The 20,035-nt window shown below is 39.8% G+C and carries 15 protein-coding genes; 11 read left to right on the top strand and 4 right to left on the bottom strand.

Features of this window, described 5'->3' with window-relative positions; translation table 11 throughout:
* Window positions 1-279 precede the first annotated feature (279 nt).
* The 3 genes from Q0R88_RS04050 to Q0R88_RS04040 all read right to left on the bottom strand — a co-directional run bounded on the left by Q0R88_RS04050 (window position 280) and on the right by Q0R88_RS04040 (window position 4,773).
* Window positions 280-2,217: an OmpA family protein gene (locus Q0R88_RS04050; protein WP_295712604.1), complete on the bottom strand. Its 1,938-nt coding sequence runs from the start codon at window positions 2,215-2,217 to the stop codon at window positions 280-282.
* Between the two features lie 73 nt (window positions 2,218-2,290).
* Entirely contained in the window at window positions 2,291-4,174 is a 1,884-nt protein-coding gene (locus Q0R88_RS04045) for an ice-binding family protein (RefSeq protein WP_295712601.1), read from the bottom strand.
* Window positions 4,175-4,299: 125 nt separating this feature from the next.
* Entirely contained in the window at window positions 4,300-4,773 is a 474-nt protein-coding gene (locus Q0R88_RS04040; RefSeq protein WP_366086712.1) for an AraC family transcriptional regulator, read from the bottom strand.
* 817 nt (window positions 4,774-5,590) lie between these two features.
* On the opposite strand from Q0R88_RS04040, the gene Q0R88_RS04035 reads away from it, so the two are divergent.
* From Q0R88_RS04035 to Q0R88_RS04015, 5 genes are all read left to right on the top strand, one after another.
* The gene (locus Q0R88_RS04035; RefSeq protein WP_295712595.1) at window positions 5,591-6,400 is read left to right on the top strand and encodes a hypothetical protein; all 810 of its coding nucleotides are present in this window, start codon (window positions 5,591-5,593) and stop codon (window positions 6,398-6,400) included.
* Window positions 6,401-6,451: 51 nt separating this feature from the next.
* Window positions 6,452-8,758, top strand: coding sequence for an Rv1355c family protein (locus tag Q0R88_RS04030; protein ID WP_295712592.1), 2,307 nt, complete (start codon window positions 6,452-6,454; stop codon window positions 8,756-8,758).
* Window positions 8,759-8,837: 79 nt separating this feature from the next.
* Window positions 8,838-10,985, top strand: a complete 2,148-nt coding sequence (locus Q0R88_RS04025; RefSeq protein ID WP_295712589.1) for a 7TM diverse intracellular signaling domain-containing protein — start codon at window positions 8,838-8,840, stop codon at window positions 10,983-10,985.
* A gap of 96 nt (window positions 10,986-11,081) precedes the next feature.
* The gene (locus Q0R88_RS04020) at window positions 11,082-12,167 is read left to right on the top strand and encodes a hybrid sensor histidine kinase/response regulator (RefSeq protein ID WP_295712586.1); all 1,086 of its coding nucleotides are present in this window, start codon (window positions 11,082-11,084) and stop codon (window positions 12,165-12,167) included.
* Between the two features lie 5 nt (window positions 12,168-12,172).
* Window positions 12,173-12,565: a response regulator gene (locus Q0R88_RS04015; protein ID WP_295712583.1), complete on the top strand. Its 393-nt coding sequence runs from the start codon at window positions 12,173-12,175 to the stop codon at window positions 12,563-12,565.
* Window positions 12,566-12,589: 24 nt separating this feature from the next.
* Here the strand turns inward: Q0R88_RS04015 and Q0R88_RS04010 are convergent, their stop codons facing one another.
* On the bottom strand, window positions 12,590-13,057 hold the full coding sequence (locus Q0R88_RS04010; protein ID WP_295712580.1) for a response regulator: 468 nt from the start codon (window positions 13,055-13,057) through the stop codon (window positions 12,590-12,592).
* Between the two features lie 318 nt (window positions 13,058-13,375).
* On the opposite strand from Q0R88_RS04010, the gene Q0R88_RS04005 reads away from it, so the two are divergent.
* From Q0R88_RS04005 to gldM, 6 genes are all read left to right on the top strand, one after another.
* Complete coding sequence (locus tag Q0R88_RS04005; protein ID WP_295712577.1) at window positions 13,376-14,149, top strand: hypothetical protein; 774 nt, start codon at window positions 13,376-13,378, stop codon at window positions 14,147-14,149.
* Window positions 14,150-14,298: 149 nt separating this feature from the next.
* Entirely contained in the window at window positions 14,299-15,279 is a 981-nt protein-coding gene (locus tag Q0R88_RS04000) for a DUF4271 domain-containing protein (RefSeq protein ID WP_295712574.1), read from the top strand.
* A 12-nt stretch (window positions 15,280-15,291) separates the two neighbouring features.
* The gene (locus Q0R88_RS03995; RefSeq protein WP_295712777.1) at window positions 15,292-16,056 is read left to right on the top strand and encodes a uroporphyrinogen-III synthase; all 765 of its coding nucleotides are present in this window, start codon (window positions 15,292-15,294) and stop codon (window positions 16,054-16,056) included.
* 252 nt (window positions 16,057-16,308) lie between these two features.
* A complete protein-coding gene (locus Q0R88_RS03990; RefSeq protein ID WP_295712571.1) occupies window positions 16,309-17,616 on the top strand; it encodes an SUMF1/EgtB/PvdO family nonheme iron enzyme in 1,308 nt (435 codons plus the stop codon).
* A 47-nt stretch (window positions 17,617-17,663) separates the two neighbouring features.
* On the top strand, window positions 17,664-18,488 hold the full coding sequence (gene gldL, locus Q0R88_RS03985; RefSeq protein ID WP_295712568.1) for a gliding motility protein GldL: 825 nt from the start codon (window positions 17,664-17,666) through the stop codon (window positions 18,486-18,488).
* Window positions 18,489-18,516: 28 nt separating this feature from the next.
* Window positions 18,517-20,031 carry a gliding motility protein GldM gene (gene gldM, locus Q0R88_RS03980; protein ID WP_295712566.1) on the top strand — a complete coding sequence of 505 codons (1,515 nt, stop codon included), beginning with the start codon at window positions 18,517-18,519 and terminating at the stop codon, window positions 20,029-20,031.
* The last annotated feature ends 4 nt before the right edge of the window (window positions 20,032-20,035 follow it).

Here is a 20,035-nt window from a genome sequence, read left to right as displayed (position 1 = left end):
AAGAGCTCCTTAGGATATTCCTAAAGAATGCACCCTATTTAGTAACATGCAATTATAGATAACAAAAAACTATAAACATTGTTCCAAAAAAAATAAAAGATTTTCGTCGACCCTGAAGCTTTATAATGTTATAACTTACTTAACGGAATCTTCCACGCATTGTTATAAATCCGCAATGTGAAATTGGTTTTGGCCTCCATCATTTAAAAAGCTAAGGGGGGTAAAATGAAAAAGGCGAGATCTCTCCCGCCTTTTCCTTTACACTTGAATTAAAATTTACTACTTAACGGGGATAATATCTATTATAACGGTACGGTTATAAAAACGCTCTTCCACAAAATTATTTTCGAAAGGGGCTTTGCTCAAATCTTCGCCAAAGCCTATTGTTTCAAACTTAACATTGGTTTTACCTGCTTTAGCTAAAGCAAGTTCTAAAGTATGCTGAACATCATGTGCACGTTCTGTTGATAATTTCATGTTATGCTCCTCATCGCCAATATTATCAGTATGGCCGTGGATAATGACTGTTGATCCATCGGTAATTGAAGCTGATACAACATCTGTTAAAAACTTATCATAAGATGCAATAGAGTTTGATTTGTCAAAATCATACAGGATACTATAGCGCAATCCTTTGCTAACTGTTTCGTCCTGGCGTATCAGGTGCACGGTGCTTTCTTTTCTGATAGGCAAGCCTTTCCTGGTTTCGCCGGTCATTACAACTTTATAATCTCCGCCGGGATTGTTACCTAAGATAGTGGCTCCTGATATACTTTCCTGGTCGTTTATAAATGGTCCAAAATGTTGAGCTGTTCCTTTTTCATCAGTAATATCAACCGACCATGATTTAAGCAGTTGCTTGGCACTGTCGATATTAAAAATTACATGGCTATCAAGTGGATCGGCCTGTGTTGCGTTTATTTGAACAGGCTTCATCATATCGCCGCCTACTTCTGTTAATAATTCTGGCGAACTACTTGAAATATCTACCCTGCGATCGCCGGCACGCAGCAATACAAGCTCTTTTGTACCACCCGGTTGTTCAGATGGGATAAGCGGCCTGGTACGGCCTGCAATAGCTATCCTTGATGCATCAATTGCAAATTCAGTAACCAGGTATTGTTTTACTGCTTCTGCCAGTGCTTTACCTTCGCCCGGGCCTTTAGCAGCAGCACCGGTAAGTAAGATAGTAGCACCTGGGTTTGATCTTAATCTATCGCCCAAAATGTTAAGTATATTATGGTAAACACTCAACTGCCTTGCAGAGCGACCTGTCATGTTATCAGATTGCTCGTTTTGTAACTGGTCTTCCCTGAAAGTTGCCGACGCATCTTTTGAAAGCGTTATATACCTGCCCGGAATTTGGTTTGATCCTTCATCAAAAAATACAGAATTACGTAATGGTAAGGCTTCGCTTACCTGGCGTTTTGCCGGCACTGCTTTTGGCGCGGTTACGTTAAATACAAAATCATGCATTGGTACAGGTGTGGTGGTTACTTCTTTAGGGGCAACCTTTGATGCCTTACCAAATTTAAGCGCTATACCTGCGCGCACTGTAGTAACCGACCAGCTTTCAATACTACGTGGCTCCTGCCCAAAGTATGGGTGAAAAGAAACAAATGGCGAAATACTAACCTTGGTAGTGCTGTTTGCTGATGATACCATAATATCATAACCAGCGCCAACCTGACCCGAAACAAGCGTTTTGCGCATAGCGCTTAGCTCGCCATTGGTGTTAGGTTGTTTAAGCTGCGTATATTCAAAATCCTTATTTATATTGAAAGCAACCCTTGGGCCGGCAAAAAAGTAGAGGCCTGTTGAGGGCACTGTTAAGCGTAAACTTGGCTCAATAGCAATGTAACTGGTGTTGGTTTCTAAAGTAGCGGGGCAATTACAAGGCGCTTCCACTTCTTTAAATTTACCGCCGCGGCCATCATAGGCTATATTTAATGAAACGCCCCAAATACCCGCCGGGCGATATTCAGTAAGTATGGATGCATAAGGGCGCACATCATGGCCTTTATGGAAAGCAGTGGGGGCAATTAGTGAATTATTTAACCTTTGGGTTGTGCCATCATTAAAGTTAAAATTTGCGGCGCCAGATACACCGAACCACCAGGTTGGTATTGTAGTTTGCGCTTTAACCGTTGTGCCGGCCATGATGATCATCAAACAACAGATGATGACTTTTTGAAATATTTTATTGATTGGTAACATAAGATGTTTCTTTAATATTTTAGGTGATACACGGTAGTAAAATCCCCCGAAGGGGATGTAATACGATTTGTGCTTATTGAGGTACGTTAACAGTTGTGTTTACCATGGTAACAGAAGCTACCAACGAAATTGCCCGGCCATTTAATACCGTTTGTACCGCGTTGCCGGCTGTAGAGAAGGTGATGCCTGCAGATGATATGATAGTACCGGTCATGATACCGCCGCCTGCGCCGTTAATTACGGCCGAGCTTCCTACATACCAGTAAACATTTTTAGCAAGAGCGCCATTTTTCAATACCACATTCCTGGCTCCGGCTGGTCCGGCGGTGCCTACTGTAAGGCCGGCAGCTGTTTGGAAAATCCATACTGCGTTAGGGTCGCCTTTGGCGTCAAGGGTCAAATCGCCATTGGTTACTTTAAATGTACCGCTTGCCGCTTTATAAACGCCGGCGGCTAAAGTTAATCCACCTAATTCACCTGCACCCGGGTCAATACCACCTGGTTTAGAAGCCGGAGAAATGCTGTTATAGGCAATGGTTGCATCAAGCAGTCCCTGCGAAGCTACTGCAAAAGAGGTAGCAGTGCCGGGAGCCGGAGGGGCTGTAAATATTCCACCGGTTACATTACCCTTATTAAGCGGTGTTTCTGTATAAATATCGGCAGTTAAGCCATCATGAAACCCTGTAACTAAGGTTGATGCAGCCGTTGTACCAATGCTTCCGTTATTAATTACGGTGTTTAAGCCCTGGTTGGTTACACCCGCATTGCCACCAAAGGCGCCAAATTTTGCGGCATTACCCAAAATAGGAGGTATTATAACTACGTTAAGCGTAAAGTTTGCGGTAACACGCTTATTTCCATTCATGGTAATGGTTAGCGGGTTGTTGGTGCCCGTTGCATCGCCACTCCATGATGTAAATGTATAACCAGGATTTGCAGTTGCTGTTGCACTTGCAGATGAACCTGCACTGTACGCGCCAGACCCTGTTGTTGTGCCACCTGCTGCCGGACTTGAAGACAATATCAATGCAAATTGCGATGCAGGTATTGCTTTAAAGTTGGCCACTAATTTGCGGTTGGCGGCCAAAGTAAACTGGTAGCTTGAACTTGTAGATGCTATGTTGCCATTATCTGTCCAGTTAACAAAAGTATAACCGGCGTTAGGGTCGGCGGTTACAGTTACTTTGGTGCCGGCATTATAAGCTCCGGAACCATCTGTTGAGCCGCCTGCAATAGGGCTTGATAAAAGTACCACTGCAAATTGTGATACAGGTATAACTTTAAAGTTGGCGACTAATGCTCTGTTACCGGCCATGGTAAACTGATAACTTGAGCTTGTTGAAACAATAACTCCATTATCTGTCCAGTTAGTAAATATATAACCTGCGTTAGGTGTTGCTGTTACGGTTACTACAGATGCCTGTGCAAATGTTCCTGCACCATCAGTTACACCGCCCAGGGTAGGGGTTGATGTTAATGTAACCTGCGGAATGGTTGTAAAGGTCCATGAATAATCGCTCACCATGGCAGTGCGTAAGGTATCAGTTACTGCAGCCGTAATGGTACCCGTATAGGTTACAAAAGGCAATAATGGCTGGGTTGGTGTAAATGTAAATACAGTACCGTTATTGGCAGTAGTTATAGTTCCTGCTATAGCTGTGGCACCTTGTTTTATAATAAATGTTTTTGCATTGATGGTTGATGGGGCCATACTAGTATTAAAAGTTGCAGATATCGCTTTGTTTAAAACAATGTCTGCAGCCTTATCAGCCGGATCGGTTGAAACAACAACCGGGCATACGCCTTTGATCTCTCCTTTATAATCGTCTTTTTTACAACCGGAGGCTAAAACCGTAATGAGCAATATGAGCGACCAAATGGCCTTAAATGTTTTGGAATAACCGCTGCTTTGACGCATACCGGTGACATCCATAGGCATAGTAAAAGTTTTTTTCATGAATATGTATTTGAAATATTTATTGTTATTCCCGGGGTCCTATTGGGTCAGATTTCAGGATGGTACAAATGTGGTGCAAGATTGTAGCCCGTATGTTACATAACTTTTTTTATAAATTATATAATTCACACATTTACCAGCGCGGTTTGGTTTTGAAAAGTAAAGTGTTTAAACTGCGAGGGGGTTAAGCCCGTAACTTTTTTGAATTGGGTAGATAAGTGCGCTACACTGCTGTAGTGCATTTTCCAGGAAATTTCGGTAAGGTTTAGTTCATCCTGCCGTATCAATTGCTTTACAAATTGAATTTTATGCAGGATGATAAACTGTTCTATAGTTATACCCTGCACATCTGAAAATATATTGGCCAGGTAAGTGTAATCAAGGTTTAGTTTATTGCTCAGGTAATCAGAGAAGTTTGTTTTCAGGGGGATTTCTGAATGATGGATCATATCAACTATCACCTGCTTAATTCTTTCAATTAAGATGCTTTTCTTGTTATCTAAAAGCTCCAATCCGTAGTCAAGTAAAGCTATCGCGATTTCTTGAGTTTGCAGTTGTGTAATGCTCCCGGTTATCTGAACCCGACCCAAATCTATCATTGTGCATTTAATTCCAACTTTTGCAAGTTCTGATTCAACAATCCGTTTGCAACGGATGCTAACCATGTTTTTTATAAAGAGGTTCATCGTACCTGCCAGTTGCAAAGCAAGTGCCTGTATGTTTTTTTAGTCAGTAAAAACAAATTCAAATAAAAAGCATGTGTGGAGGTTTTAATTTTATATCCTCTGCAAATGCCGTAAAGGCATGTTTAAGCAGTAAAATGCTTTTTAAAGAAACTTAAAAATAACTTTATTAAATTAACTTTTAGTTATTTTGATAAAACCAGAGGTTGTTCATTTAGGCTAATTATGATTACTATAAAGGATTATTTTAGTCAATTAACGAAAAATTTGTTGCCGCAGCCCAGGCCAAAAGCTTCCGGGGCTATTTTACGAAAAAGTTATACGTGCCCAAATCTGATATATTGCCGTTTGCATCTATAGTAACTATCCGCCAGTAATAGGTTGTATTGGCGGCAACAGTTTACCCGCTGTGTTGGTTTAAAATTTCAAGGTCTTTTTTGGGATATAGAATCTGTAAAGCCTTCTTGTTATTGGGTGTATTTTAACTTAACCGAAAGGGCAGTTATGGACAGGGATAATGTATGAGTTATTATATTCTCCTATTAATTAGTTCGCGATTTGTTTTACGATGATTGAACCCCATCCCTGTCATTTTGTTAGCTTTTTAGTTAAGGCCTTTAGCTAAAAACGTCAAACCGACCGATAATTTATCTAAATTTGCGCCCGTCAATCCACCCCTAATTAAATGATAATCTTATCAGATTAAATTTATTGATTGTGAAAAAAGCTATTAATGGAGCATAGTGTAACTAAAGAAGTACCGAACGTAAGACTTAGAGCGTTCAGGGCAATTAACGAACCTGAAACCTGCGAACTATTTATTGAAGGGCATACCAATGTGTTAACCAGCATTGGGGTTACAAAAGTAACATCGTCCAAAAATGAATGGACAACTAACCCCGCCGCTTTTGTAATCATTGTGGAATCACTGGATGGCAAAAAGGTTTATGGTGGCGCCCGGGTTCATGTAGCCGGCGGATCGCAGCTATTACCTATTGAACAGGCTACCGGGGCAATGGACTCAAGGGTGTTTGCACTGGTTAATGATTTTGCACAATATGGTACCGGCGAGATATGCGGTTTGTGGAACTCGCAGGAACTTTCTGGATATGGGATAGGAACCCCGTTATTGATACGCACCGGTATCGCCATTTCATCTCAAATAGGGTTAAAATCGCTTTTTGCATTATGCGCTCCGTATACCGTAAAACCAGTAGTTAATTGCGGTATGGAATTGGTAGCAAGCATTGGTAATCAGGGAACCTTTTACTATCCAAAGATTGACCTTGTAGCTACAGCTATGATTTTAAAAGATGTTTCCTCTTTAGAAAAAGCCGGCGAAGAGGATAAACTTTCTATGCTTGCCATGAGATCTCATCCCAATTCGTTAAAGATTGACGAATTAAAGCAAAAGGAAATAACCATACATTTTGAACTGCAGATCCCGCATCTTGACCAATGGGATTTATCGGCAACTATAGCATCAGCCCAGGAAAATTTTTTAAAAGCAAAGGCGGAAAGAAAAGATCCTGAGTTTTACTAAAAGATTAACTATTTTCACTTCACTTCGTATAGAGGTTTATAATCTTAACCAATGGATAATAATATAGCAGATTTTCTGGCAAGTTTTAAAGAAACAAAAAACGTTCATGAACCAATCATACTTAGATTGAATAATGAGGCGGATAAAGCAACCTTTCAAAAACTATTTGAAGATTCAAAAATAACATTCGTTTGTGATGAAATTTATGGTCAGTTGCAGGAACTTATTAAGTGTTATAATCCATCAATTAAAATTAAGCAGGATGAATATCCGCAACTTATTGAGAAGCACTTAGCCGGGAAAGATATCCGGGAATACGGCGTATGGGTTTATTATCCATGGAACCAGCGTTTGGTGCACTTGCTCGATAAAGAGGAGTTTACGGAGGTGCGTACAAACAGAAATCAATATAAGATAACTAAGGCCGAACGGAATATATTAAGCACAAAGAGGATTGGAATTATTGGTCTTTCAGTAGGGCAGTCCATTGCCTTAACTTTAGCCATGGAGCGTGGATTTGGTGAGCTTCGCCTTGCCGATTTTGATGAATTGGAACTGAGTAATTTAAACCGCATTAGGGCCGGGGTGCATAACCTGGGTATTCCTAAAGTGGTGATTACAGCCCGTGAGATTGCTGAAATAGATCCCTTTTTAAATGTGACCTGCTTTTTTGAGGGTTTGACAGAGGAGAATATGGACGATTTTTTCCTGAAAGATGGAAAGCTTGATCTTTTGGTGGATGAATGCGACGGGCTTGATATGAAAATAATATCGCGTTTTAAAGCCAGGGAACTTCAAATACCGGTAGTAATGGATACCAGTGACCGCGGTATGCTGGATGTGGAACGGTTTGACCTGGCACCACTAAGGCCAATACTCCACGGAACGGTTGAGGATGTAGATACTACCACCATAAAAGGCTTAACTAATGAAGAAAAAATACCCATTGTTTTGCAAATGCTGGGCATCGAAAACGTTTCATTACGTATAAAAGCATCTATGATTGAGGTAGAGCAAACCATTAATACATGGCCTCAGCTGGCCAGTTCTGTTGTGTTGGGCGGTGCTGTAGGCGCCGATGTATGCCGGCGGATCCTGCTTGATCAGTTTCATGATTCGGGAAGGTATTATGTTGACCTGGACGAAATTATTGCAGATAAAATACCGGAGCCTTTTATTTCACAAGTACCGGCTAATCCGTTTTTGCCGCTACAGGAAAATGATCTGCGGTTATTGGTACAGGACTATAATCCTGAGGCTAAAGCAGACACCATAAATGTTGATAATGATTTAATCCAGGAGTTGGTTAAAGCTGCCTGCGCCGCACCATCAACCGGGAACGACCAGCCTTGGAAATGGTTGTATCAGCAGGAAACGTTGTTTCTTTACCATGATGAATACCGTTCATTTTCTTTCGGCGATTTTCAAAAAACTGCCTCATTTATTTCTTTTGGCGCGGCCTATGAAAACCTGTACATCCATGCGCTTACTAAAGGAATAGAAGCTTTTTATGAGTTTTTGCCGGTGCCGAATGAAAGATTAGTAGCTGCAATCCGGTTCAAAAAAGCCGATTGTAAGGTAAATCAGGAATTGATTAACCTTGATGCCGTTATTTTTAAACGCCATACCAACAGAAATCCATCGCCAAAAACAGAACTTGCTCCAAGTGTTTTTGAACAGTTGTCGGCTATTACGGAATCTATCCCCGGGGCTGCTTTTCAATACTTTACTGATGAGGACGTCATAAAAGAACTGGGAGATATTATTGGCGCCTGCGATAGGGCCCGTCTTTTAAATCCTGCCGGTCATAATGATTTTATCAATCATGAAATGCGTTGGACATCCGAAGAAGCCCTGATCAAAAAAGATGGGATTGATGTAAAAACGCTGGGTTTCACAAACTCGCAACTGGCAGCTTTAAGCATCATCAGAAATGAGAAAGTGATCAGCACCATCAACAAGCTTGAGGGTGGTTACGGTTTTGATTCGCTTTCCAAAAAGATAGTAAAAACAGCATCCGCACTGTGCATGATCACTTTGCCCGAATATAATTTAAAGAACTTTTTTGAAGGTGGGCGTGCAATGGAGCGTTTTTGGCTGGAGGCTACTAATCTTAACCTGGCAGTGCACCCGGTTATATCTCCTTTTTATTTATTTTCAAGAATATTACACGGTAACGGCGAAGGGTTAAGCCCTAAAACAATTAAGGAACTTACAGGCTTAAGAAAAAGGTTTGATGAGATTGCTCAATTGGGTAATAACCGTGCCGAGGTATTTTTCACAAAAATAGCTGTAGCCGAAGAACCTGTTTTAAAGGCCTATAGATTGCCGCTAAACCAGGTATTAGTTTTGGATTAGTATTACATTAGTTTTTTAGTATTAAATACAAACCTGCATAAACCAATAGCGCGATTGTGTAAGTCACGTACCTGTTAATATGAAAAAAATCTATTTAAGCCTTTTATTCCTTCAAATACTTTGTTTAACAAAAGGGTTTGCCCAAAAGGCGATTCTTTTTAAGGGTGATAATATAGTTATTGGTCAAAACGTGGCTGTTTTGGAAGATGCTACTAAACGGCTTGATATACAATCAGTACGTACGGCCACCGGGTTTGTACAATCGCATACCCAGGTCCCTAACCTGCAGTTGAGTAATTCGGCTTTTTGGCTGCGGTTTACAATTAAAAATGAAAACCCCGAAAGTGATCTTATTCTTAATCTTGAATATCCCACATTAGATTTATGCCAATTTTATTATCCTGTTAATGGTGTTTTTGAAAAAGAGACGCTGAGCGATACTAATCCCTTTTTAAAAAGAAAGTATAAGCACCAGGATTTTCTTTTCGATATCAAACTTCCCAAAGATAGTACGGCCACTTTTTATCTTAAGGTGGAGAGTGGCGAGCAGATGGTTTTGCCCATAGTAATTGGTACACCACAAAAAATAGCCGAATCAAAACTTGTTCATGATTTGCTTTGGGGAGGGCTTATAGGCACATTATTGGTGATGATGCTTTACAATTGCTTTGTATTTATCTCAACCAGGGATATCAGTTATTTATATTACGTTTCCTATACGTTGTTAATAGGGCTTACTCAAACCTCACTATCAGGTTATACTTACCGGTTTATTTTTGCCAATTCTCCATACTTGTTCAGTATTGGCATTATTTTATTCCCGGCTATGGCGGGTATATCTCTTTTGTTGTTTGCCGAATCGTTTTTAGGTATCAAGAAAAGGCTGCCTGTTATGAGCCGTGTGCTTAAATCAATAATCATATTATATGCTACAACTATTGTAGTGAGGCTGCTTGGTTATGCCCATGTAAGCTACCGGTTGATTGATATTTGCGCGTTGTGCTTAACGGTTAGTGTATATATAGTAATCATTAAACTTTCTATTGATGGATATAGGCCGGCAAGGTTTTTTTTGTTAGCCTGGACATTATTTTTAACCGGCATCATCTTATTTGTACTGCGTAATTTGGGAGTATTGCCCTATAATAATTTCACAAACTATACTATGCAGGCAGGTACGGCCTTTGAAGTTACCCTGCTTTCGCTGGCACTTGCCGATAAAATAAATATTTTCAAAGCAGAGAAAGAAAAATCGCAGGAAGAAACGGTAATAGCCTTAAAAGAAAATGAACGGATTGTTAGGGAGCAAAACGTGCTGTTGGAAACAAAGGTAAACGAGCGCACTGTTGCGTTAAGTGCATCAAACCAGGAGCTGAACAAAACGCTTGAAGATTTAAAACAGGCGCAATCGCAATTGGTGGAGTCGGAGAAAATGGCTTCATTAGGTCAGCTGACGGCAGGCATAGCGCATGAAATTAATAACCCCATAAACTTTGTCACCTCAAACATTAAGCCTTTAAAACGGGATATAGGTTTAATATTTGATGCCCTGGCCGTTATTGAAAATGTTGGCGTATCCAACTTGTCGGTGGCCGAAAAGGAAAAACAGATCAGGGAATATAAGGAGGAGTTGGATTTTGATTACCTCACCGTTGAAATTAATCATTTGATAAGAGGGATTAATGAAGGGGCCAGCAGAACAGCTGAAATTGTTAAAGGACTTAAAATTTTCTCACGCCTGGATGAAGATGGACTGAAGAGCGCGAATATTAACGAAGGTTTAGAATCAACTATGGTTATTGCAAACAATTTGCTTAAAAAAATAGTAGTAACTAAAGCTTATGGTGATTTACCTTCTATAGAATGTTACCCCGGTAAGCTGAACCAGGTGTTTTTAAATATTATCTCAAATGCCATTTACGCGGTGCAGAAGCGTTTTGGTGATGCGGAGGGTGGTATAATAGTTATCACAACAACCCACGATAAGGATAATATAATAATAGCGATAAAGGATAATGGAATTGGTATGGAGCCTGAAACGCAAAAAAAGGTGTTTGAACCATTTTTTACAACAAAAGAAGTTGGAGAAGGCACAGGCCTGGGGATGTCTATTGCATATAATACCGTTAAAAAGCACAACGGGAAGATATTCGTGAACAGTAAACCGGGCGAAGGAACCGAATTAATTTTGCAAATACCAATAATATTTAATTTAAAGTCAACATAATTTTAAATAGATATGTATAAAGGATTGGTAATGTATGATATAACCTATTTTTAGGTTGCATCACATTACAATTGTTGCCACCTAATACCTAAGAAAATGTCAGAGAAAATAAAAGTGCTATATGTTGACGATGAGCAGGAAAACCTGGTAGGTTTTAAAGCATCGTTAAGGCTTGAATATCAGATTTTTACCGCTGTAAATATACCACAGGCATTAAATTATCTAAGTAACCACCCGGATATTAAAGTTGTTTTTTGCGACCAGCGGATGCCAGGTAAGAGCGGGGTTGAGTTTTTTGAAGAAATCCGAATCAGTTACCCTTTACCTGTACGTATTTTATTAACCGCCTATACAGATATTGAATCCATAATTGATGCCATTAATAAGGGTAATATATTTAGATATGTAAAGAAGCCATGGCTCGAGGCTGATATCATTTCGGCTATTGAAGAAGCCAATAAGTTTTATATGGCCAATTCAATGTTATTAATTAAAAATGATGAATTGCAAAAGGCATATAATGAACTTAATAAGTTTGCTTATAGCGTAAGTCACGATATCAGGGGGCCTATATCCGGAATTTTGGGTGCCATTAATTTAGCACGCGAAATTGATGATGTAGAGGAGATGAAAGAGATGCTGTTCCTGATGGAGAAGTCATTAAAAAAATTGGATACTTACATCATAAGTATGCATGATTATTATAGCTTACAAAGAGGCGAACTAAAAATACAAGAGATTGATTTTAACGAAATTATTGATGAAATGAAGGCCATATATATGGTGCTTTCAAAAATAAATAATGTAGAGTTTAAAATAACGGTTAACCAGGACGAGGTTTTTAGAAATGACAGGGTGCCGGTAAAACTTATCCTGAACAACCTTTTATCAAATGCGTTTAAGTACCAGGATAAAAGCAAAAAAGATAAATCAGTCGAAATAATTGTTGATGTACATAAAAACGTAGCAACAATTCTTATAAAGGATACCGGTATTGGTATTTTAGGAAACCATATCGGCGAGATATTTAACCTTTTTTACCGGGCAAACTCCCAGGAGGTTGGGTCGGGTTTTGGGTTATATAACGTAAAAAGTGCATTGTTGAAATTAAACGGTCAGATAGAAGTTAACTCCGTGATGCACGAAGGAACAACTTTTAAAGTAACCATCCCTTCAATATAATTAATATGGATTTGGCATTCATTGTTATTGACGAAAGCGAGCTTGATTGTTTCATTGCGCGAAAGGTTATACAGCAGGTGGATGAGAATTTAATTGTTTATGTTTTTCAGAGCGCGCAACATGGATTGGATAGCATCCGTGAAAACCGTATAAGCGGAGGTTTTACGACAATAATTTTGCTTGATTTACAAATGCCGGTGATGGATGGCTTTCAGTTTGTGGAAGAATTTGAAAAGCTCCCCGCTGAAATCAGAAATAAATATAAAATATGCGTATTGTCATGTACCCGGAATGCGAGTGATATTTCCCGGATAATGGCACATAAAACTGTTGTTAGTTTGATAGAGAAACCTCTTTATAAAGCAGATTTACAGGCGTTAATTACCCGGTTAGCGTAGTGTTTTCAATAGAAATAACGGAGGTTACGAAAGTAGTTTCTGCCTTAGCAAAAACTCCAATTGTTCATTAGAGTCTGCCAGTTTTTCATTCATTATTTTTAATTGAACGTGTTCAAGGTATTTTTCATAGGCCCTGTTTATTGTCTGGTCCAATTCCTCTTCGTTCCATGGTTTATCGAGGTAATGAAATATTTTACCTTTATTAACAGCGTCAACCACCGCGCTCATATCTGCATAGCCTGTTAGCAGGATCCTCATCGGATCAGGAAATTTCTCTAATATTATCTCAAAGAATTCAACACCGGTCATCTCCGGCATCCGCTGATCACTAAGTATAACATGAACTTGTTTTGTTGATAAAACAGTTAAAGCATCTTTAGCGCTAATTGCAGTTAGTACCTCATATTTCATTCGGAAGGTAGCTTTAAACGAAAAAAGATTGTTTTCTTCATCGTCTACATAAAGTACCGTGATTTTATTATTTGCTGCCATGTTAATGTAATTTACAATACATCATATTTGCCTGTGTAAAGATACTGAAATCTATACAATCAACTATGATAGGGCTTGCCTGATAGGTTCGGCATAAAAAAAATGCCGTTTTAAAACTTTAGTTTTGAGTTAGGTTTGCTGGCTTATAACCGCAAAACTAACTCAGAAGTATCAATGCATTTTAGTTTTAATTTCTCTGTACCCAATGATACAAAAGTATGGATAAGTTGGTTACTTTATGTTTTGAATTTTGGGCACATATTCGTTAGTAAAAAAAATTAGTGATAAATTTATTGATCAATAACAGTTGCTAAAAATATGATCTGGATAAAACGCCTTCCAGGTTTTGCCTTTCCTTTATTTATATCCACCATTAAAAGTATGAACCTTAAACCAGCGTCATTGTTTGTTTCCCTTGTCTTGCTTTCAATTGCTGCGCATGCTCAGCAGGCCAACAGGGTAGTGCAGTTTAATATTGATGCCTTGTTAAACGCCCGGCCGGTAACCACCGTTACAAACGGCAAATTAACAAGCTGGACGAAAGGCATCGACGGCAATGGCGATGGTGACGGCTATCTCACCATGTCGGCATCCATATTTCATGGTGATAAAAGTCCGCATGCTTTGCCCGATGATCCGCTTATTGCTGCTACCAGTATGCATCCGCCAATTTTGTTGCACTATGATAATAAGGATAGTGTTAATTACCAGGCACGCTATGTTGCAGGCGAGGGGGAATTTGGTTTTAAAATACCTGGTAAAAAGTACAGTGATATTTATTTATGCTTCACCAGTGCCGAAGGGCCATCAGAATTGGAGGTTGAATTAAGCTATTGGGATGGTATCGAGGTTAAGGTTTTTAAAATTCCCGATTATTATAACGACATCGCTGCAGGTGATCCTAACCAGGGTTACCTATTGCATGACCTGGCCAAATGGGGCAAAAACGATGTAATGACAGAAAATAACCATCATAATATAGATGTATTAAACATTCACCCCGATCCTAAAAGGGTATTGAATTATATTGGGATTAAAAAAGCTAAAGGTGGTTTTCTTGTTTTTTGGGCGGCTGCCGGAGTGGTAAATTAAACGGTTATGGGGCTTGAGCTAATTTTTAATTAAATATGCCTGCTATCCTATGCTGAATTTTTGATAGCCTAATCTTTAATCTGTTGGCATTATAAAACAATCAATTATTACTGTAATTTTGCAGCGAATTTAAAGGATTGATTTTTTAGATGCGATTTTTTGCTGGCTGCTTTCTGTTGATTTTATGGAGTTTTTCTGCAGCATTCGCTCAGCAGGATACTACCGCGGCAAGTGCCGAAGCACCCGCATACAGGCATATCAGGGCTGGCGGTAATTCCCTGCTTGATTCTGTTGCCAATGCCATGCAGAACCGTAAGCTTTTTGTTGCCGATTCTATTAACATGCGTTATATCCGCATCCCCGATTCAAGTACCCGCAGTGAATTTACCGATAGCTTATTTGCACACGCTTTGTATAAGGGGTATGGTTTTTTGGATAGCCATTTACAAAACAAGGGCAGGGTAAAAGATGGTATTCCCCGCACATCACGTGATCCCTGGATTATCGCATTAATTATCGGCATGTTATTGTATACAGCTATACTCAACATCACCCTGAATAATGATGTGGGTTTTGTACTGCATTCGTTTTTTAGTAAGCGGGTACTTTCGCAGGCAGGTAAAGAAGATGCCCTGGTAAGTTCATGGGCTTTTTTGGGCCTCTTTTTATTGTTCTGTTCAACTTTTAGCTTGTTTTTATACCAGTTGGCAGCATACAAAGGGGTGTATTACCGGGTAAGTGGCAGCAGGCTTTTTGTGTTACTTACTATCATCGTAATCGCTTTATTTGCCTTGAAATTTATCGTATTAAAGTTCCTTGGCTTTGTGTTTGATATGAACCGCCTGGTGAGCGAGTACCTGAATATATTACACCTCACTTATTTTAATATAGCATTTGTCTTTTTACCGGTAGTAATATGCTTTAGTTTGCTTGGTGTGCAGTATATACCTGTATTACTGAGTGTTACACTCGTTGTTATCATAGTGATTTTTATATGGCAATACCTCAGAAGTAGCGTAAATATAATTTCTACTTTCAGATTTCATAAGTTTTATTTATTTACGTATCTTTGTGCCCTCGAAATTTGCCCTATTTTAATCTTAATAAAGGCATTGGAAATTAAAATTTAGGTAGTTAAAATAATTGACTTGGAAGATAGAAAAAAAAAGGTTAAAAGTATATTAGTTACTTTAGCAAAGCCTGAGAATGACAAGAATCCGTACGCTGAGTTGGCTAAGAAGCTAAACCTGAAAATTGATTTCAGATCATTTATTCATGTTGAAGGTGTGCCTGCTAAGGATTTCAGAAAAGAAAAGATTAATCTGGCTGATTTTACCGCGGTTATTTTTACCAGCCGCAATTCTGCTGATCATTTTTTCCGTATTTGCGAAGAAATGCGTTTTGAAGTGCCTGTTGAGATGAAGTATTTCTGTCTTTCGGAAACTATTGCGCTTTACCTGCAAAAATATATTCAATACCGTAAGCGCAAAATATTCTTTGGCAAACAAACCGCTGCTGATTTGGCCGAGGTGTTGAAAAAACATGCCGCTGAAAAATTTCTTTATCCATGCTCAGATGTAGCGGCCGAAGAAACGCAACGATTCCTGCTCGAAAATGGGTATAACTTTACACCGGCTGTGCTTTTCCGCACCGTTTGCAGCGATCTTTCTGATCTGGCTGAGGTGTTTTATGATGTTATTGCCTTCTTTAGTCCATCAAGTATACAATCTCTGTACAAAAACTTTCCCGATTTTAAACAAAATAATACACGCATAGCTGCGTTTGGAGCAACAACCCATAAAGCAGTGCTTGAGGCTGGTTTGATCCTGGATATTCCGGCCCCAACCCCGGCTGCTCCATCCATGACAATGGCCATTGAGCAGTATTGCAAGCAAGTAAATAAATAAAAAAAGAAATTTATTTAACTCAATTGCAACTTTTATTGGAATAATAGCGTAGTAATGACAACTAATTTTACACTATTGTAGTTAGTTGTTTTATTGTTTTTTACAAAATTATATCTTAGTGAAACAATGCCACCGGCATTTAATGGGCATTTTATTGCTTAAATTAAATGTTTTTTGGAGCGGTAACGCAAATTTGATATATTCGGGGGTCTCATAATGTTATATTTTTATAACTGATTTTTGATTTTTAAAATGAAGCAGATATACTTTTTAATAGTTGTTTTGGCTGGTGGATTATTAAGCGGTTGCGGCGGCGGCGGTGACAGGGGGGAATTAACCGGCGTACCACAAAGGTCATTTAAGGCCGAGGTGCCTTACGGCATGGTTTATATTCCAGGTGGTTCATTTATGATGGGGCAAACCGATCAGGACGTTACTTTTGGTCAAATAGCTCAGCCAAAACAGGTTACAGAAGCTCCATTTTTTATGGATCAGACCGAGATCACCAACAGTGAATACAAGAAATTTGTATTCTGGGTACGTGATTCAATCGCCATCACCAACTATGTAAACGATAATAAATATTACCTGCAAATAAAAGGCGCAGCCAACACCAGCGGTAAAAAATATATCAATTGGGCTTATGTAAAAAAGAATCCCATCTGGAACAATAAAAAAGGAGCGGCAAGTAACAAGTCAAAACTTCAGGGTATGTATTACCAGAATGAAGACCGCGTGTTTGATCGTGATGAGCTTGATGTACGTATCCTGAAATATAATTACGCGCTAATGGTTCTGCGCGATGCCGCTAACCACAGGAACGATCCTAAATCAAGACGTTCTGATTTCATTTTGCGCGATACCGTAAATGTTTATCCGGATACTTTGGTTTGGCTTAGCGATTTTTCATACGCTGCCAACGAGCCAATGGTTGAGGGATATTTTTCGCATCCGGCTTTCCGTAACTACCCGGTAGTTGGCGTAACCTGGAGGCAGGCGCGCGCTTTTACCGTATGGCGTACACGTTATAACGAAGCTTATAAAGATCAGAGGCACTTACCACACCGTGCCGATTACAGATTGCCTACCGAAGCGGAGTTTGAATATGCAGCCCGCGGTGGCCGTATTGGCAATGATTACCCATGGGGTGGCCCTTATATAAAAAATGCTAAAGGATGTTTACTGGCCAACTTTAAACCGGGCCGCGGTAACTATACAGATGATGGTGGTGCCTATACAGTAAATGTTCGCTCATACTTCCCTAATGATTTTGGCTTGTACAATATGGCCGGTAACGTGGCGGAATGGACATCATCAGCCTTTGATGAGTCGGCCTCAACATTTGTGCATGACCTGGCGCCAACATTTGCCGTAGAGGCAAAATCTACTGATCCCGAAGTGCTTAAACGTAAAGTAGTGCGCGGTGGATCATGGAAAGATATCGGTTACTTTTTGCAAAATGCAACCCGTACCTACGAATACCAGGATACAGCAAAATCATATATCGGTTTCCGCTGTGTAACAAGCTACCTGGGCCGGGATATCAAAGACAAACGATAAACTAAACAATTTAAACTAAACTTCAAACAAAGTTATTTCTGATTATTATGGCAGGAGCTGGAAAGAAAAAACCATTCGGAATAGGAAACATTATTTCAATTGGTGCAACGGTAGTTATCATCGGTTTGTTATTTAAAATACAACACTGGAAATTCGCGTCAGAATTCATTACCGCAGGTTTAGGTACCGAGGCTGTGCTTTTCTTTATACTGGGTTTACAGCGCGAGGATAAAGAGGTTGACTGGGTACGTGTTTACCCCGAACTTAGTGAAACCTTTGAGGGCGAATTGCCGAAATCATCATCACGCCCGGCAGTTATTGGTGCAGGATCAAGCAGTACGGCTGCATTGGATAAAATGCTTGATGATGCCAAGATAGGCCCCGAGCTGGTTCGTAGCTTAGGCGACGGATTAAGGACATTTGGTGATAAAGTAGCCGCTATATCAAGGGTTACCGATGCAGGCGAAGCTACCATTGCTTTTACTTCTAAAATAAAAGCTGCTACTGCAAGTTATGATAACTTAAGTGTTTCATTTGATAAGGCATCAGCAAATTTATCTGAGCTGGCCAATTCAAATGTTGACGCAAAAGCCTACCATGAACAAATTAACAAGCTTGCTAAAAACTTAGGTTCATTAAACGCGGTTTACGAACTGGAGTTACAGGATTCAAGCGCGCATTTAAAATCAATGAACAAGTTTTACCAAAACCTGTCATTAACCATGAACAACTTTAACGAATCATTGGATGATTCAAAACAGTTTAAAGATGAGGTTGGCCGTTTAGCTAAAAATCTTGGGGCATTAAATGCTATCTATGGTAATATGCTTACAGCTATGAACCATAGCCACGTGTTAACTAATAATAAATAGATTTTTTACAAGCTAAGATTTATAATACATGGCCGGAGGTAAGGAAACCCCAAGACAGCGGATGATAGGTATTTTATACCTGGTGCTTTTAGGCTTAATTGCCCTGAACGTGCCCGAAAATCTGCTGGATGCTTTTAAAAATATTACGAGGAGTTTAGATGCGTCAACAAAAAATGTTGACAACAGCCTGCAAGCTACTTACGGTGCCATTGCAACCAAAGTAAAAGCTCAGCCCGATAAAGCGAAGTACCTGGCTGCAGCTAATGAGGCAAAAAAGGTGACTGATGATCTGGGCAGCTACATCGAGGAATTAAAAAGAACCTTGATAAAGGAAGGCGGAGGCATTAATCCTGAGATTGATGATGTTAGTGCAAGGGAAAATTTAGATATATCATCAGAAGTGATGATCAACGGTAAAAGAGCCGATGTTTTAAAAGAAAAGATTGAAGCAACAAAGGCTAAATTATTACAGTTGCTGGGTAAGGATGGCGCAGGTGTTAATTTTTCATTGAACGCTGATGCTCCGCCGAAGCGCCCGGGAATTCAATCAAAAACCTGGCAAAATGCCTACTTTGGCGAAGGTATCCCATTGGGAGCTACTTTAACCACACTAGCAAAAATAGAGGCTGATAACAAAAATGCCGAGAACGAAGTTGTTAAAAAATTATATAGTAAAATAGACCAGGCAGAGGTGACGCTTAATGCATTTAAAGCGGTAGCGGTTGCGCCAAGCAGTTATGTTTTAGCAGGCCAGCAATACAAAGCGGATATTTATTTAACTGCTTATGATTCACATTCAAACCCCACTATTACTATTGGCGGTTCGTCTGTGCCAACAAAAGATGGTGTGGGCACCTACACGGTTACAGCAAGCGGCGAAGGCCTGCACACTGTAACCGGGTCATTATCGGTAAAGTCTGTTGACGGCGGCGCGCCTAAAACATACCAGATAAATACTACTTACATGGTTGCAAAACCATCTGCAGTAGTATCGCCCGATAAAATGAACGTATTATATATAGGCGTACCCAACCCGGTTTCAGTATCGGCGCCAGGTGTACCTACAGCAAGTTTAGGAGTAAACATGAGCGGTGGTTCTATAAGCGGTTCAGCGGGGCATTATACCGCTTCTGTAAGCGCTATAGGCAAAGCGCACATTACTGTTACCGGCGAAAAAGGGATGGTATTAGGTGCAACAGAGTTTCGTATTAAACGTATCCCCGATCCTAAACCACAGTTTGCCGGTAAAAGCGGCGGCAATACCAGCTCGGCCAATATTCGTGCCCAGGACAGGTTGTTTGCCCAGTTAGATGGGTTTGATTTTGATGCTAAATTTAATGTAACGCATTTTACGCTGTTGGTTGTAAAGCCACGCCAGGATGCCATTATATATTCAGGAAGTGGTGCAGAACTTACAGGTGCTATGCGTTCGGCATTAAACACCGTAACGCCCGGAACTACTGTTATATTTAAGGATATTGTTGCAGTAGGTCCAGACAGGTCACCACGGTCACTTGATCCAATTGTATTATCCGCAAATTAAACGC

The organism is Mucilaginibacter sp., assembly GCF_025362475.1.
Taxonomy (GTDB): Bacteria; Bacteroidota; Bacteroidia; order Sphingobacteriales; family Sphingobacteriaceae; genus Mucilaginibacter.
Note: the sequence above shows the minus strand (reverse complement) of the source record. Positions and strands in the feature narration are given on the sequence as shown.

What these genes read in the sequence shown, in the direction of transcription:
- Q0R88_RS04010 (WP_295712580.1), bottom strand. Translation starts at nt 13,057, where the DNA reads ATGGCAGCAAATAATAAAATCACGGTACTTTATGTAGACGATGAAGAA.
- Q0R88_RS04050 (WP_295712604.1), bottom strand. Translation starts at nt 2,217, where the DNA reads ATGTTACCAATCAATAAAATATTTCAAAAAGTCATCATCTGTTGTTTG.
- Q0R88_RS03990 (WP_295712571.1), top strand. Translation starts at nt 16,309, where the DNA reads ATGAAGCAGATATACTTTTTAATAGTTGTTTTGGCTGGTGGATTATTA.
- Q0R88_RS04005 (WP_295712577.1), top strand. Translation starts at nt 13,376, where the DNA reads ATGATCTGGATAAAACGCCTTCCAGGTTTTGCCTTTCCTTTATTTATA.
- Q0R88_RS04020 (WP_295712586.1), top strand. Translation starts at nt 11,082, where the DNA reads ATGTCAGAGAAAATAAAAGTGCTATATGTTGACGATGAGCAGGAAAAC.
- gldL (WP_295712568.1), top strand. Translation starts at nt 17,664, where the DNA reads ATGGCAGGAGCTGGAAAGAAAAAACCATTCGGAATAGGAAACATTATT.
- Q0R88_RS04000 (WP_295712574.1), top strand. Translation starts at nt 14,299, where the DNA reads ATGCGATTTTTTGCTGGCTGCTTTCTGTTGATTTTATGGAGTTTTTCT.
- Q0R88_RS04030 (WP_295712592.1), top strand. Translation starts at nt 6,452, where the DNA reads ATGGATAATAATATAGCAGATTTTCTGGCAAGTTTTAAAGAAACAAAA.
- Q0R88_RS04015 (WP_295712583.1), top strand. Translation starts at nt 12,173, where the DNA reads ATGGATTTGGCATTCATTGTTATTGACGAAAGCGAGCTTGATTGTTTC.
- Q0R88_RS04045 (WP_295712601.1), bottom strand. Translation starts at nt 4,174, where the DNA reads ATGAAAAAAACTTTTACTATGCCTATGGATGTCACCGGTATGCGTCAA.
- Q0R88_RS04035 (WP_295712595.1), top strand. Translation starts at nt 5,591, where the DNA reads ATGGAGCATAGTGTAACTAAAGAAGTACCGAACGTAAGACTTAGAGCG.
- Q0R88_RS04040 (WP_366086712.1), bottom strand. Translation starts at nt 4,773, where the DNA reads ATGATAGATTTGGGTCGGGTTCAGATAACCGGGAGCATTACACAACTG.
- gldM (WP_295712566.1), top strand. Translation starts at nt 18,517, where the DNA reads ATGGCCGGAGGTAAGGAAACCCCAAGACAGCGGATGATAGGTATTTTA.
- Q0R88_RS04025 (WP_295712589.1), top strand. Translation starts at nt 8,838, where the DNA reads ATGAAAAAAATCTATTTAAGCCTTTTATTCCTTCAAATACTTTGTTTA.